Annotated in this window: 16 protein-coding genes; 13 read left to right on the top strand and 3 right to left on the bottom strand. The window is 55.7% G+C overall.

Annotated elements, in window-relative coordinates; translation table 11 throughout:
- The first annotated feature begins 151 nt into the window (after positions 1 to 151).
- A complete protein-coding gene (sstT, locus tag ACT3IC_RS12670) occupies positions 152 to 1,393 on the top strand; it encodes a serine/threonine transporter SstT (RefSeq protein ID WP_159339907.1) in 1,242 nt (413 codons plus the stop codon).
- A gap of 86 nt (positions 1,394 to 1,479) precedes the next feature.
- On the opposite strand, the gene ACT3IC_RS12665 is transcribed toward sstT, so the two are convergent.
- Together ACT3IC_RS12665 and uxaC are read right to left on the bottom strand one after the other, a co-directional pair.
- On the bottom strand, positions 1,480 to 2,967 hold the full coding sequence (locus tag ACT3IC_RS12665; protein WP_159339906.1) for a UxaA family hydrolase: 1,488 nt from the start codon (positions 2,965 to 2,967) through the stop codon (positions 1,480 to 1,482).
- A 17-nt stretch (positions 2,968 to 2,984) separates the two neighbouring features.
- A complete protein-coding gene (gene uxaC / locus ACT3IC_RS12660) occupies positions 2,985 to 4,397 on the bottom strand; it encodes a glucuronate isomerase (protein WP_159339905.1) in 1,413 nt (470 codons plus the stop codon).
- A 471-nt stretch (positions 4,398 to 4,868) separates the two neighbouring features.
- On the opposite strand from uxaC, the gene ACT3IC_RS12655 reads away from it, so the two are divergent.
- The 11 genes from ACT3IC_RS12655 (at position 4,869) to ACT3IC_RS12605 (ending at position 12,230) form a co-directional block, all read left to right on the top strand.
- Positions 4,869 to 6,167, top strand: a complete 1,299-nt coding sequence (locus tag ACT3IC_RS12655) for an MFS transporter (protein ID WP_159339904.1) — start codon at positions 4,869 to 4,871, stop codon at positions 6,165 to 6,167.
- A 177-nt stretch (positions 6,168 to 6,344) separates the two neighbouring features.
- On the top strand, positions 6,345 to 7,121 hold the full coding sequence (gene exuR, locus ACT3IC_RS12650; protein ID WP_103177126.1) for a transcriptional regulator ExuR: 777 nt from the start codon (positions 6,345 to 6,347) through the stop codon (positions 7,119 to 7,121).
- Positions 7,122 to 7,471: 350 nt separating this feature from the next.
- The gene (gene yqjA, locus ACT3IC_RS12645; RefSeq protein WP_059307126.1) at positions 7,472 to 8,134 is read left to right on the top strand and encodes a DedA family general envelope maintenance protein YqjA; all 663 of its coding nucleotides are present in this window, start codon (positions 7,472 to 7,474) and stop codon (positions 8,132 to 8,134) included.
- Between the two features lie 4 nt (positions 8,135 to 8,138).
- Entirely contained in the window at positions 8,139 to 8,522 is a 384-nt protein-coding gene (mzrA, locus tag ACT3IC_RS12640) for an EnvZ/OmpR regulon moderator MzrA (protein WP_103180990.1), read from the top strand.
- Positions 8,523 to 8,676: 154 nt separating this feature from the next.
- Complete coding sequence (locus tag ACT3IC_RS12635) at positions 8,677 to 9,045, top strand: DUF1090 domain-containing protein (RefSeq protein WP_103177128.1); 369 nt, start codon at positions 8,677 to 8,679, stop codon at positions 9,043 to 9,045.
- 29 nt (positions 9,046 to 9,074) lie between these two features.
- Complete coding sequence (locus ACT3IC_RS12630; RefSeq protein ID WP_103177129.1) at positions 9,075 to 9,380, top strand: ElaB/YgaM/YqjD family protein; 306 nt, start codon at positions 9,075 to 9,077, stop codon at positions 9,378 to 9,380.
- Between the two features lie 2 nt (positions 9,381 to 9,382).
- Entirely contained in the window at positions 9,383 to 9,781 is a 399-nt protein-coding gene (locus tag ACT3IC_RS12625; RefSeq protein WP_103177130.1) for a phage holin family protein, read from the top strand.
- Positions 9,778 to 10,092, top strand: a complete 315-nt coding sequence (locus tag ACT3IC_RS12620) for a YqjK-like family protein (RefSeq protein ID WP_103177131.1) — start codon at positions 9,778 to 9,780, stop codon at positions 10,090 to 10,092. Before ACT3IC_RS12625 ends, ACT3IC_RS12620 begins: the two co-directional genes overlap by 4 nt.
- A gap of 220 nt (positions 10,093 to 10,312) precedes the next feature.
- On the top strand, positions 10,313 to 10,705 hold the full coding sequence (locus ACT3IC_RS12615; RefSeq protein WP_168191992.1) for a DoxX family protein: 393 nt from the start codon (positions 10,313 to 10,315) through the stop codon (positions 10,703 to 10,705).
- 65 nt (positions 10,706 to 10,770) lie between these two features.
- On the top strand, positions 10,771 to 11,757 hold the full coding sequence (locus ACT3IC_RS12610) for a glutathione S-transferase family protein (protein ID WP_159339902.1): 987 nt from the start codon (positions 10,771 to 10,773) through the stop codon (positions 11,755 to 11,757).
- 107 nt (positions 11,758 to 11,864) lie between these two features.
- Complete coding sequence (locus ACT3IC_RS12605) at positions 11,865 to 12,230, top strand: DUF805 domain-containing protein (RefSeq protein WP_103177134.1); 366 nt, start codon at positions 11,865 to 11,867, stop codon at positions 12,228 to 12,230.
- Positions 12,231 to 12,269: 39 nt separating this feature from the next.
- On the opposite strand, the gene yhaJ is transcribed toward ACT3IC_RS12605, so the two are convergent.
- Entirely contained in the window at positions 12,270 to 13,166 is an 897-nt protein-coding gene (yhaJ, locus tag ACT3IC_RS12600; RefSeq protein ID WP_159339901.1) for a DNA-binding transcriptional regulator YhaJ, read from the bottom strand.
- A 105-nt stretch (positions 13,167 to 13,271) separates the two neighbouring features.
- Here yhaJ and ACT3IC_RS12595 point away from each other — a divergent pair, with 105 nt between their 5' ends.
- Complete coding sequence (locus ACT3IC_RS12595; protein ID WP_103177136.1) at positions 13,272 to 13,973, top strand: pirin family protein; 702 nt, start codon at positions 13,272 to 13,274, stop codon at positions 13,971 to 13,973.
- Positions 13,974 to 14,011: the final 38 nt, after the last annotated feature.

Raw genomic sequence — 14,011 nt, 5'->3', positions numbered from 1 at the left:
AACATGACGCAGTACGTAAATTCCAGCATTTTGCTCTTCCCAGACTTCTCGCATTCAATATACTCATCCTGACAAACACACACCTCTAACCGGAATATAAGTGCCTGAGAGCATCTCCGGGACGGAACGCAATCTCACTGAAGGAATTTTTATGACCATGCAATCCCCGGGTTTGCTCGCGCGTCTGGCGCAGGGCAGCCTTGTTAAACAAATACTGGTAGGTCTGGTGCTGGGTATTTTACTGGCACTGGTTTCCAAACCGGCGGCAATTGCCACCGGCCTGCTCGGCACCCTGTTCGTTGGCGCGTTAAAAGCCGTCGCCCCAGTCCTGGTACTGATGCTGGTTATGGCCTCCATTGCCAACCATCAGAAAGGACAGAAAACCAACATTCGCCCGATTTTGTTCCTTTATCTGCTGGGCACCTTCTCTGCCGCGCTGACGGCGGTCATTTTTAGCTTCGTGTTCCCCTCCACGCTGCACCTCACCTCTGCAGCGGGCGATATCACCCCACCATCGGGCATCGTGGAAGTGCTTCGCGGCCTGCTGATGAGCATGGTCTCTAACCCGATTGACGCGCTGCTGAATGCTAACTACATCGGCATTCTGGTATGGGCCGTCGGGCTGGGCTTCGCCCTGCGCCACGGCAACGACACCACCAAAAATCTGATCACCGATATCTCTAACGCGGTCACCTTTATAGTGAAAGTGGTGATCCGCTTTGCGCCGATCGGTATCTTTGGCCTGGTCTCTTCTACTCTGGCAACCACCGGCTTTGAAACCCTGTGGGGCTATGCGCAACTGCTGGTTGTACTGGTGGGCTGCATGCTGCTGGTGGCGCTGGTCATCAACCCGCTGCTGGTGTTCTGGCAGATCCGCCGTAACCCTTATCCGCTGGTGCTGACCTGCCTGCGTGAGAGCGGCGTCTACGCCTTCTTTACCCGCAGCTCCGCGGCGAACATTCCGGTTAACATGGCGCTGGCCGAGAAGCTGAACCTGGATCGTGACACCTACTCCGTCTCTATCCCACTGGGTGCGACGGTGAACATGGCAGGTGCGGCGATCACCATCACCGTGCTGACCCTGGCTGCCGTGCATACCCTGGGCGTGCCGGTCGACCTGTTAACCGCGCTGCTGCTGAGCGTTGTGGCGTCGCTGTGCGCCTGTGGTGCATCGGGTGTGGCGGGCGGTTCTCTGCTGCTGATCCCGCTGGCCTGCAACATGTTCGGTATTCCGAATGAAGTGGCGATGCAGGTTGTGGCTGTGGGCTTTATCATTGGCGTGCTGCAGGACTCGTGCGAAACCGCGCTGAACTCCTCCACCGACGTGCTGTTTACCGCCGCGGCGTGTCAGGCTGAAGATGCGCGTCTGGCTAAGAACGCTTTACGTAATTAATAAAAAAGCCCGGTGGCGGCTACGCCTTACCGGGCCTGATTTTGGTTCGTAGGTCGGGTAAGCGTTAGCGCCACCCGACACCACACCTACAGCGTCACACCACTCTTGAAGATCGCCAGCTCGCGGAAGTCGTTTTTCTCGTTGCAAGCCTGTTTGCCATTGGCAATATCCACAATCACATCCACGAATTCCGTTAACAGCTGCGGCATCGCTTTGCCGTGGATCAGCTGACCGGCATCGAAATCGATCCAGTGCTTTTTCTTCGCCGCCAGCTCGCTGTTGGTGGCAATTTTCACCGTTGGCACAAAACCGCCATATGGGGTGCCGCGACCGGTGCTGAACAGCACCATATGGCAGCCCGCCCCCGCCAGGGCGCTGGTTGCAACGGCATCGTTACCCGGCGCACTAAGCAGGTTCAGACCCGGCGTGCTCAACCGCTCGCCGTAGCGCAGGACGTCCACCACCTGGCTGGCACCCGCTTTCTGGGTACAGCCGAGGGATTTCTCTTCCAGCGTGGTGATCCCGCCCGCCTTGTTGCCCGGGGATGGGTTCTCGTAAATCGGCTGGTTGTGGGCGATAAAGTACTGCTTGAAGTCGTTGACCATGGTGACGGTCTTTTCAAACGTCGCTTCGTCGCGGCAGTGGCTCATCAAAATGCGCTCCGCGCCGAACATCTCCGGCACTTCGGTCAGCACGGTGGTGCCGCCGTTGCTGATGACATAATCAGAGAACTGACCCAGCATCGGGTTAGCGGTAATGCCGGACAGCCCATCAGAGCCGCCGCACTCCAGACCAAACTTCAGCTCGCTCAGCTTGCCTGGCTCACGCTTATCATGGCGCATCGCCTCATACAACTCATGCAGATGCTCCAGACCGGCTTCCACTTCATCGTCCTGATGCTGGCACACCATAAAGTGTACGCGGGCAGGGTCGAAATCCCCCAGCGTCTCACGGAAGGCATCCACCTGGTTGTTTTCACAACCGAGGCCAATCACCAGCACCGCCCCGGCGTTCGGGTGGCGGACCATGTTTTGCAGCATGGTGCGGGTGTTGATGTGATCGTCACCCAGCTGGGAACAGCCGTAGGTGTGGCTGAACAGGAAGACGCCGTCGGTGCCTTCCGCCTGGTTAGTCTCTTTCAGGAAGCGGCTCTGGATCTGACGGGCTATGCCGTTGACGCAGCCGACGGTGGGCAGGATCCACAGTTCATTGCGGATCCCCACCTCACCGCTGGCGCGGCGGTAGATCTGAACGTCACGATCTGCCGCCTGGCGGCTCTCAGCCAGCAACTCAGGTTGATAGCTGTACTCATCCAGATCGCTCAGATTGGTGCGCGTATTATGGGAGTGAATAAATTCACCCGCCGCGATATCCGCCAGGGCATGGCCGATAGGCAGACCGTATTTGATAACGTTCTCCCCTTTGGCAATCGGCTGCAGGGCAAACTTGTGCCCGCGTGCCAGATCCTGGCGCAGGGTGACGGTCTGGTTGTCAAACGTCACCTCCAGGCCTTCGCTCAGGTCGGCCAGCGCGACCGCAACGTTATCCAGCGAATGGATTTTGATGTATTGCATATCAACCTCAGACGGCCTTAGTTCAGTTCAATAGCGAAGTAGTCGCGCGCATTGTTAAAGCAGATGTTTCTCACCATTTCGCCCAGCAGCTGAATATCGGCCGGCGCTTCGCCTGCGGTGACCCAGCGGCCAATCATCTGGCACAGAATGCGGCGGAAATATTCATGGCGAGTATAGGAAAGGAAGCTGCGGCTGTCGGTCAGCATGCCGACAAAGCGGCTCAGCAGACCAAGCTGCGCCAGCTGGGTCATCTGACGCTCCATGCCATCTTTCTGGTCGTTGAACCACCAGCCGGAACCGAACTGCATTTTGCCCGGCATCCCTTCGCCCTGGAAGTTACCGATCATGGTGCCCAGCACTTCGTTATCGCGTGGGTTCAGGCAGTACAGAATGGTTTTTGGCAGCAGGTTCTCTTCGTTCTGTTTGCTCAGCAGTCTGGAGAGCTCTTCGGCCAGCGGACGGTCGTTGATGGAGTCGAAACCGACGTCGGCGCCCAGCAGCTTGAACTGACGCAGGTTGTTGTTGCGCAGCGCGCCAATGTGGTACTGCTGCACCCAGCCGCGACGGGCATATTCTGCCGCCAGCCAGACCAGTACCGCAGTTTTGAACTGCGCCACTTCATGCTCGCTCAGGGTTTCACCCGCCAGGCGGCGCGCCAGGATGCTGTCCAGCTCGGCTTCGTTCGCCTCAGCAAACAGCACCACGTCCAGCGCATGGTCAGACACTTTACAGCCGTGAGCCGCGAAGTGATCCAGACGCTTCGTCAGCGCGGTCTGCAGATCGCCGAAACGGCGGATCTCGGTATCAGAGACTTCACTCAGCTTCGCCATGTAGTCGGCAAAGGTCGCCTGCTCAATGTTGAACGCTTTATCCGGGCGCCAGCTTGGCAGCACTTTCACGTCAAACGAGCTGTCTTTCGCGACAACGGCGTGATGCTCCAGAGAGTCAATCGGATCGTCGGTGGTGCCGACCATCTTCACGTTCATCTGCTTCATGATGCCGCGGGCAGAGAATTTATCCTGGGCCAGCAGCTCATTACATTCGTTCCAGATCTCATCCGCGGTAGACGGAGAGAGCAGCTTGCCGGTGATCCCGAATGGACGGCGCAGCTCCAGATGGGTCCAGTGGTAGAGCGGGTTACCAATGGTGTGCGGCACGGTCGCTGCCCAGGCATCGAATTTTTCACGGTCAGACGCGTCACCGGTACAGAGGCGTTCCGCCACCCCGTTGGTGCGCATGGCGCGCCACTTGTAATGGTCGCCTTTCAGCCAGATGTCATACAGGTTTTTAAAACGGTAATTTTCGGCGACCTGCTGCGGCGGAAGGTGGCAGTGGTAGTCGAAAATCGGCTGGTCTTTCGCGTAATCATGGTACAGGCGGCGGGCAAATTCGGTATCTAACAGAAAATCTTCAGTCATAAACGGCGTCATGTCGTCATCCTCTTAACGGGCACGTCAGAAAACAGCAATGTTCAGATGCTGCAAAGTTATCACACCAATTTCCAGAGGCCGATGATTTTTTCGTGAGTTAGATCAATAAACGTCGACAAATAATCTACATCTAAAGTGTTAAACAGCGCTTAACGCCGCGCCAGCTCTGGCCTGACACAGACTCGACATTACCCTTACAATTATTGACACATTTGTGATGTCACTCACCTTTTAAAGTTGTATGACAAGTTATCGTTCTGCCGTCGCAAATTATAAGCCGACGGAATGCATTACCGGTGCCACAGGCGTCGGACTCAGCGGTAAGGATACCGAATTATGCACGTTACTTATGGCAAGGTTCGGGCCGTACCGGGAGCATTCCCGGTTACGCCCTCCCGTTGAAAACATCTCACGCAATGCATAGAGATGCCCGTACTCCGGTGCGGCAATAACATAACGATGAGGTTTTACATGCGTAAAATTAAAGGGTTACGTTGGTACATGATCGCACTGGTGACGCTCGGCACCGTGCTGGGCTACCTGACGCGTAATACCATAGCGGCGGCTGCGCCAACGCTGATGGAAGAGTTGCACATCTCCACGCAACAATACTCCTATATTATCGCGGCCTATTCCGCGGCTTACACCATCATGCAGCCGGTAGCAGGCTACGTGCTGGATATTCTGGGTACGAAAGTTGGCTACGCCGTATTCGCCGTCACCTGGGCCATCTTCTGCGGCGCAACCGCGCTGGCAGGCAGCTGGGGTGGCCTGGCGCTGGCCCGTGGCGCGGTAGGTGCTGCGGAAGCGGCGATGATCCCTGCGGGTCTGAAAGCGGCATCCGAGTGGTTCCCGGCGAAAGAGCGCTCCATCGCGGTGGGCTACTTCAACGTGGGTTCCTCTATCGGCGCGATGATTGCTCCGCCGCTGGTGGTATGGGCTATCGTGATGCACAGCTGGCAGCTGGCGTTTATTCTCTCCGGCGTACTGAGCTTCGCCTGGGCGATGTGCTGGCTGATCTTCTACAAACACCCGCGCGATCAGAAGAAACTCTCTGATGAAGAACGCGACTACATCATCGGCGGCCAGGAGTCCCAGCACCAGACCAATAACGGCAAGAAGATGTCTGTTCTGCAGATTCTGGGTACCCGTCAGTTCTGGGGTATCGCCCTGCCGCGTTTCCTGGCTGAGCCTGCATGGGGTACGTTCAACGCCTGGATCCCGCTGTTCATGTTTAAAGTTTACGGCTTTAACCTGAAAGAGATCGCCATGTTCGCCTGGATGCCAATGCTGTTCGCAGACCTGGGCTGTATCGTCGGGGGTTACCTGCCACCGCTGTTCCAGCGCTGGTTCGGCGTGAACCTGATCGTCTCCCGTAAAATGGTTGTCACCATGGGTGCCGTACTGATGATTGGCCCGGGGATGATTGGTCTGTTCACCAGCCCGTATATCGCGATTGCGCTGCTGTGCGTCGGGGGCTTTGCTCACCAGTCTCTCTCCGGTGCGCTGATCACCCTCTCTTCTGATGTCTTCGGGCGTAATGAAGTGGCGACCGCTAACGGCCTGACCGGGATGGCAGCCTGGACCGCCAGCACCCTGTTCGCCCTGGTGGTCGGTGCGCTGGCTGACACCATCGGCTTTAGCCCGCTGTTCGCGGTACTGGCTATCTTCGACTTGCTGGGTGCAGTGCTTATCTGGACGGTGCTGAAAAGCAAGTCCGCAGAGGAGCTGTTGCAAGAGTCCGTTGGAAGACCCGCGACTCAGAGCTAGATTTATTGCCGGGTGGCGCTTCGCTTACCTGGCCTACTAAACCGCCAGGGCGCGCAAGCGAAGCGCAGCCTGGTATATAAAAGCCGCTCCCGAGCGGCTTTTTTGCGGGTCAAATCTGGAGACAAAGGGGTAAAAGTGGTATAACAAATCATTAGCCATACCTTGCCTGGAGCGCATATGGAAATCAACGAACCCCGTCGTCTTTATCAGCAACTTGCTGCCGAGCTGAAATCGCGCATCGAGCAAGGCGTTTATCTGGTAGGCGACAAGTTACCTGCCGAGCGTTTTATCGCTGATGAGAAGAGCGTAAGCCGCACCGTGGTTCGTGAAGCCATCATCATGCTGGAAGTGGAAGGCTATGTTGAAGTGCGTAAAGGTTCCGGCATTCATGTTATCTCCAGCCAGCCAAAACACTCCCCGGCCCCGGACGAAAATCTGGAATTTGCCAATTACGGCCCCTTTGAGCTGCTCCAGGCTCGTCAGCTTATTGAGAGTAATATCGCCGAGTTCGCGGCGACGCAGGTGACCAAGCAGGACATCATGAAGTTGATGGAGATCCAGGACAACGCGCGTAAAGAGAAATGCTTCCGCGACTCCGAATGGGACCTGCAGTTTCATGTCCAGGTGGCGCTGGCGACGCAAAACAGTGCGCTTGCGGCAATCGTCGAAAAAATGTGGACTCAGCGCGTTCATAACCCGTACTGGAAAAAACTGCACGATCATATCGATTCCCGCACCGTGGATAACTGGTGTGACGATCACGATCAAATCCTTAAGGCACTGATTCGTAAAGACCCGCATGCGGCAAAAGTGGCGATGTGGCAGCATCTCGAAAATACCAAACAGATGCTGTTCAATGAAACTAGCGACGACTTCGAATTTAACGCCGACCGCTATCTTTTTGCTGAGAATCCGGTGGTTCACCTCGATAGCGCCGTCAGTCACGCAAAATAGTTTTCTTCACGCATCGGCAGGCGCTTCGCTGCGCCTTCCGGCCACGATGGGTAAGTAAACATATATAGTGTCAGCCTTTGTAAATAGCCTCGCGTCTCCTCCCTGGGTTAAGACAAAATCTATCTGCGGTACATGCAAATACTGTGACGGATCCCATTGGCGTTTGTTACAATTAGATGCAATTTGCCGTTTAGCTTGTTAGTTAGTGCTTGCTTACTTAGCCATTTAACAGGGAACAGTTTGGCCACACACTGTGTCCGCGAGCGACCATAATGAAATTATAAAAAATGTCGCCGTGCTGTTTGACCCGGTTGACAGGTGCGTCGTTAACCGCTTTCCAGGAACACTGAATGGAACTTTTGACCCAACTACTTAATGCCTTATGGGCCCAGGATTTCGAAACGCTGGCCAATCCGTCCATGATTGGCATGCTCTATTTTGTCCTGTTTATGATTCTGTTTCTTGAAAACGGTCTGCTTCCTGCCGCTTTCCTGCCTGGCGATAGTCTGCTGGTGCTGGTTGGCGTGCTGTGCGCAAAAGGGGCAATGCAATTTCCGCAAACCGTCCTGCTGCTGACCATTGCCGCCAGCCTCGGCTGCTGGTTGAGCTATATCCAGGGGCGATGGCTTGGCAATACGCGTATCGTGCAGAACTGGCTATCGCACCTGCCGGCACACTATCATCAACGGGCGCATCACCTGTTCCACAAGCACGGGCTTTCGGCGCTATTGGTGGGCCGCTTTATCGCCTTTGTCCGCACCCTGCTGCCAACCATTGCCGGTCTTTCCGGCCTTAGCAGCACACGTTTTCAGTTCTTTAACTGGATGAGCGGCCTGCTGTGGGTGCTGATCCTTACCACACTGGGCTATCTGCTTGGCAAAACGCCGGTATTCCTGAAATATGAAGATCAGCTGATGTCCTGCCTGATGCTGCTGCCGGTCGTGCTGCTGGTGTTCGGGCTGATTGGTTCGCTGGTGGTTCTCTGGAAGAAAAAACATGGAAGTCAGGGCTAACGACATGGCCAATCCTAACGCGTCAATGCGCCGTCTCTCTTACGCCATGGTCGCGCTGGTGATGTTCAGCGCCCTGCTGCTGGCCTGGGCGGCGCTGCAAAAACAGGAATCGACGCTGGCGATCCGCGCGGTCAATCAGGGCGTCAGCATGCCGGATGGTTTCTCCATCTGGCATCACCTGGATGCCAACGGTATTCAGTTCAAAAGTATTACTCCGCAGAAAGATGTGCTGCTGATCACCTTCGACTCCAGCGTACAGAGCGCTGCCGCGAAAAAGGTGCTCGATCGCAGCCTGCCGCATGGCTATATCATTGCTCAACAGGATAATGACAATCAGGCGGTGGTCTGGCTGACCCGTCTGCGTGATACATCGCGTCTGTTAGGCTAAATTTCCACTATTCTGAATCTTTTCACTTACTTTGGTGATATCCCCGTTTACTTACTATGCTTAAGTACGCGGAGCACCTCTCACACGTACTCCGCACGACTCTGGAATTCGACATTTCCGCAGGTTACGTCGAAAACAATGGAAGGTTTCAACAATGAATTACCGCATCGCCCTGGGCCTCGCCCTTTTTTCTTTGAGCACAGCTTCGTTCGCTTCGTCTCTTTGTCAGGAGAAGGAACAGGATATTCAACGCGAGATCAGTTACGCTGAAAAGCATAACAATCAGAGCAGAATCAATGGATTGAATAAAGCGCTGAGCGAAGTTAAAGCTAACTGTTCTGATAGCAAACTGCGTGCCGATCATCAGCACAAAATTGCCGAACAGAAAGAAGAAATTGCTGAACGCCGCCGGGATCTGGCGGAGGCAAAGGAGAAAGGCGATGCAGACAAAGTTGCCAAACGTGAGCAGAAACTGCAAGAAGCGCAGAACGAACTGAAAGCGCTGGAGTCTCGCGATTACTGATTTAACGGACATCGTAACAGGAGAGAATCATGTCAAAAGATACCACGTCAGACCATTTACGCGCTGAACTGAAGTCCCTGGCGGATACCCTGGAAGAGGTACTGAGCTCCTCTGGCAATAAGTCGAAAGAAGAGCTGAGCAAACTGCGTAATAAAGCGGAGCAGGCCCTGCACGAAAGCCGCTATCGTCTGGGCGAAACCAGCGATGCTTTGGCTAAACAGACCCGTGAGGCTGCCGCGCGCGCTGATGAGTATGTGCGTGAGAATCCGTGGGCCGGCGTAGGTATCGGTGCTGCGGTTGGCGTTGTCATCGGCATGCTGCTTACGCGACGTTAATTATGGAAGATTCACGTCAACCACAAGGGCCCGCAAAAAACGTTCTCGGTATCGGACAGCGGATCTTGACTACTCTCGTCGGCATCGCAGAGACGCGTATCCGGCTGGCAGTAGTTGAACTGGAAGAAGAGAAAGCGAACCTCTTCCAGCTGCTACTGATGCTGGGGTTGACTATGCTCTTCGCCGCCTTTGGCCTGATGAGCCTGATGGTATTGATTATCTGGGCAGTCGATCCGCAGTATCGTCTTAATGTGATGATTGGCACCACCGTGGTGCTGCTGCTTGCTGCTCTGATAGGGGGAATATGGACGATGCGCAAAGTGCGCCAGTCGACCCTGCTACATCATACCCGTAAGGAGCTCGCCAACGACCGGTCACTGCTGGAGGATGACAAAAAGTGAGCAGAAGCCGAGCGGAACGTGAGCGAGAAAAGGCATTTTTGCTGAGCCAGATCCAGCAGCAACGGCTGGATCTGTCGGCTGGCAGCCGTGACTGGCTGGAAGCCACGCACAGCTATGACCGCGGGTGGAATATGTTTCTGAACCTACGGGCATGGGCGCTGATAGGGAGCAGCATTCTGGCGGTGAGGGCCGTGCGCCATCCGAATATGCTGATCCGCTGGGCGCGCCGCGGTCTGGGCATCTGGAGCGCGTGGAAGATGATTAAAACCACCCTTACCCAGCAGCAGCTCCGCAAACAAGAAACCCGCTGACGTTTACCCTGCCTCACCCTGTAAAGCGCCTCCTGGCGCTTTACTTTTATCCTTCCCTTCTTATTACTCAATATCTTTGATAAAGATTGACAGTTTTCCTTGCTAACAATCCCCATTCGCCCCGTTTATGATTCTCTCCATCCACAGCGAGACCGCGGCATACGCCCGATTTTGCACAATAAATAGTATTTACAGCCCAAGTGGTTCCCTGGAGAGTAAGATGAAAAAATTAGAAGATGTTGGTGTACTGGTAGCGCGCGTTCTGATGCCAATCCTGTTTATTACCGCTGGCTGGAGCAAAATCGGGGGCTACGCCGGTACGCAACAGTATATGGAAGCGATGGGCGTTCCGGGGTTCCTGCTGCCGCTGACCATTCTGCTTGAACTGGGGGGTGGCCTGGCCATTCTGTTCGGTTTCCTGACCCGGACTACCGCACTGTTCACCGCAGGCTTCACACTGCTGACCGCGTTCCTGTTCCACAGCAACTTTGCGGAAGGGGTGAACTCTCTGATGTTCATGAAAAACCTGACTATCGCAGGCGGTTATCTGCTGCTGGCTATCACCGGTCCTGGCGCGTTCAGTATTGACCGCGTCCTGAATAAGAAGTGGTAAGCACGCTATACTGAATCAAAAAGCGAGGGGATCTCTCCTCGCTTTTGCTATCTAAGGAGGAATAGATGGGACAACTCGTAGACGGCGTCTGGCAGGATACCTGGTATGACACCAAATCAACCGGGGGGCGTTTCAAACGTTCTGTTTCGGCCTTCCGTAACTGGCTCACCGCCGACGGCGCGCCTGGCCCGAGCGGCGAAGGCGGCTTTGCGGCTGAGAAAGATCGTTACCACCTCTATGTTTCTCTGGCCTGTCCGTGGGCGCATCGCACCCTGATCGTCCGTGCCCTGAAGGGGCTGGAAGCGCTGATCCCCGTCTCGGTGGTGCATCCGCTGATGCTGGAGAACGGCTGGACTTTCGGCGATGATTTCCCGGCGGCGACCGGCGACTCGCTCTATCACCATGATTTTCTCTACCAGCTCTACCTGCGCGCCGATCCCCACTACACCGGCCGCGTTACCGTTCCGGTACTGTGGGATAAGAAAAATCAGACCATCGTCAGCAATGAGTCGGCTGAGATCATCCGCATGTTTAACACCGCGTTTGATGCTCACGGCGCCCGGGCAGGCGATTTTTATCCGCCCGCGCTGCGCGATAAGATCGATGACCTGAATAGCTGGATCTACGACAACGTGAACAACGGCGTCTATAAGGCCGGGTTTGCCACCAGCCAGGAAGCTTACGACGAAGCGGTGACCAATGTCTTTGCCTCGCTGGAGCGGCTGGAGCAGATCCTCGGCCAGCACCGCTATCTCACCGGTGACCAGCTGACCGAAGCCGATATCCGCCTCTGGACCACGCTGGTGCGCTTTGACCCGGTTTATGTGACCCACTTCAAGTGCGACAAACACCGGATCAGCGATTACCTCAACCTGCACGGATTCCTGCGCGACATCTATCAGATGCCGGGGATTGCGGAGACGGTCGATTTTGGCCATATCCGTAACCATTACTATCGCAGCCATAAAACCATTAATCCGACGGGCATTATCTCCATTGGCCCGTGGCAGGATCTGAACGAACCGCACGGGCGCGACGTCCGCTTTGGCTAAGCCTCAGGGGCGCTTTTCTGGCGCCCTTTACCCCCCTTTTATTCCCGTCTATGCTTTAGTGGATCGCTTAAAAAACAAATAATTAATTGCTGCGGAGGCCACAAGAAATGGACTGGTATCTGAAAGTACTTCGAAATTATATTGGGTTCAAAGGGCGCGCCCGCCGCAAAGAGTTCTGGATGTTCACCCTGGTGAACTTCATTCTGATCTGCGTGCTGGGGCTGATCGACAAGATGCTGGGCTGGGAGCGGGCTGGCGGCGAAGGCATTCTCACCACCGTGTATGGCTTGCTGGTACTTCTGCCATCTTGGGCCGTGCTGTTTCGCCGGCTGCATGATACTGACCGTTCAGCGTGGTGGCTGCTGCTGGTGCTTATCCCGGTGCTGGGCTGGATCATTATTCTGATCTTCAACTGCCAGCGCGGTACGCCAGGTGAAAACCGTTTTGGGCCGGATCCGTTGCTAAACAACTGATAGTTTGCCCGGCGGCGCTGCGCCTGCCGGGCCTGCAATTTACTTATGGGTGAACAACTTCTGGATCTCACGCAGACACCAGGATTTGGCCTCGCCCATGCTGTCACGACGCCACGCCATAATAATATCCACTTCACTGGTATATTCCGGGCTCACCACCCGCAGCCGCCCTTCGGCAATATCTTTCTCAACGAACGGATACGGCATGGTCGCCACGCCTAGCCCAGCCAGCAGCGCCTGACGCTTATCTTCAAGGGTGCTGACGGTGAGGCGCGGCTGTTTATCAAGCAGCTGAACGGTTAGTACCGGGCGCTCGCGGGCGGTATCGGCCACCGCCACGCCGCGGTATTTTACGCGGGTCACTTCCGACAGCGGCTCGGGTTCCTGATGAATCGGATGATCCGGTGCGGCGACATAGACATTCATCACGGTATAGAGCTTGCGGGAGTTGATTTCGGACGAGGAGCGGAAGTGCATATCCGGCGCGATCACAATATCCGCCCGGCCCTGCTCCAGGCGCTCCCACGCCCCGGCGAGCACTTCGGTAATAATTGAAAGCTGGGTATTGGCTTTTTCCGCCAGGCGATCCACCAGCGGGTAGAGCGCAGTGGTGGGTACCAACGCTTCGGTGACCAGCGTCAGATGCGTTTCCCAGCCGCGGGCCAGCGCTTCGGCGTCGGTGGTCAGTTTATCCGCCGCCTCCAGCAACACGCGCCCGCGCTCCAGCAGCATGCGGCCAACATTGGTGAATTTTGTTCGGTGACCAGAGCGGTCAAACAGCACCACATCCAGCTCTTCTTCCAGTTTCTGCATGGTATAACTCAGGGCAGAGGGTACGCGCCCCAGTTCATCCGCTGCCGCCGCAAAGCTGCCGCGACGATCGATGGCGTCCATCACGCGCAGCGCTTCAAGGGTCAATGCTCTCTCTTTAGCCATGGCGTTCTCATTCAGGAAATTTGAACATACCGGGCAGAATATCTGGCTAACAATGCAGCGTCCATACCTTTACCATTGTTTTAGTGTAAAGAGAGGTCAAGTTTTATGATTACGACAAGAACAGCTAAACAGTGCGGACAAGCCGATTTCGGTTGGCTGCAGGCCCGCTACACCTTTTCCTTTGGACACTACTTTGACCCGAAACTGCTGGGCTATGCCTCTTTGCGCGTGCTGAACCAGGAGGTGCTCGCACCCGGCGCCTCATTCCAGCCGCGTACTTATCCAAAAGTGGATATCCTGAATCTGATTCTTGAAGGCGAAGCAGAGTATCGCGACAGCGAGGGCAACCATGTCCAGGCGAAAGCCGGTGAAGCATTGCTGATAGCCACTCAGCCCGGTATTAGCTATAGCGAGCATAACCTCAGCAAAGACAAGACGCTGACGCGCCTGCAGCTGTGGTTAGATGCCTGCCCGGAGCGGGAAAATCCGCTGCTCCAGAAGATCGATCTGCTGGATGCCAAACAGCAGCTGCTGGCCTCGCCAGATGGCAGCGCAGGCAGCCTGCAGCTCCGCCAGCAGGTATGGCTGCATCATATCGAGCTGGATAAAGGGGAGCGTCTGAGTTTTCAGCTGCATGGCCCGCGCGCCTACCTGCAATCTATCCACGGCACGGTACATGCGCAGACGCCCGCTGAGGAGCGTGAAGCGTTGACCTGCGGAGATGGTGCGTTTATTCGCGACGAGGCGAATATCACCCTGGTGGCCGATACGCCGCTGCGTGCGCTGTTGATTGATTTGCCGGTCTGAACCGCCGGCCTCTCCCCGTACAAGGAGAGGCCGTTATT

This window comes from Leclercia sp. GHBNCSD, from assembly GCF_055805075.1.
The sequence above is the reverse complement of the archived record's forward strand: the minus strand, read 5'-3'. Positions and strand labels throughout refer to the sequence as shown.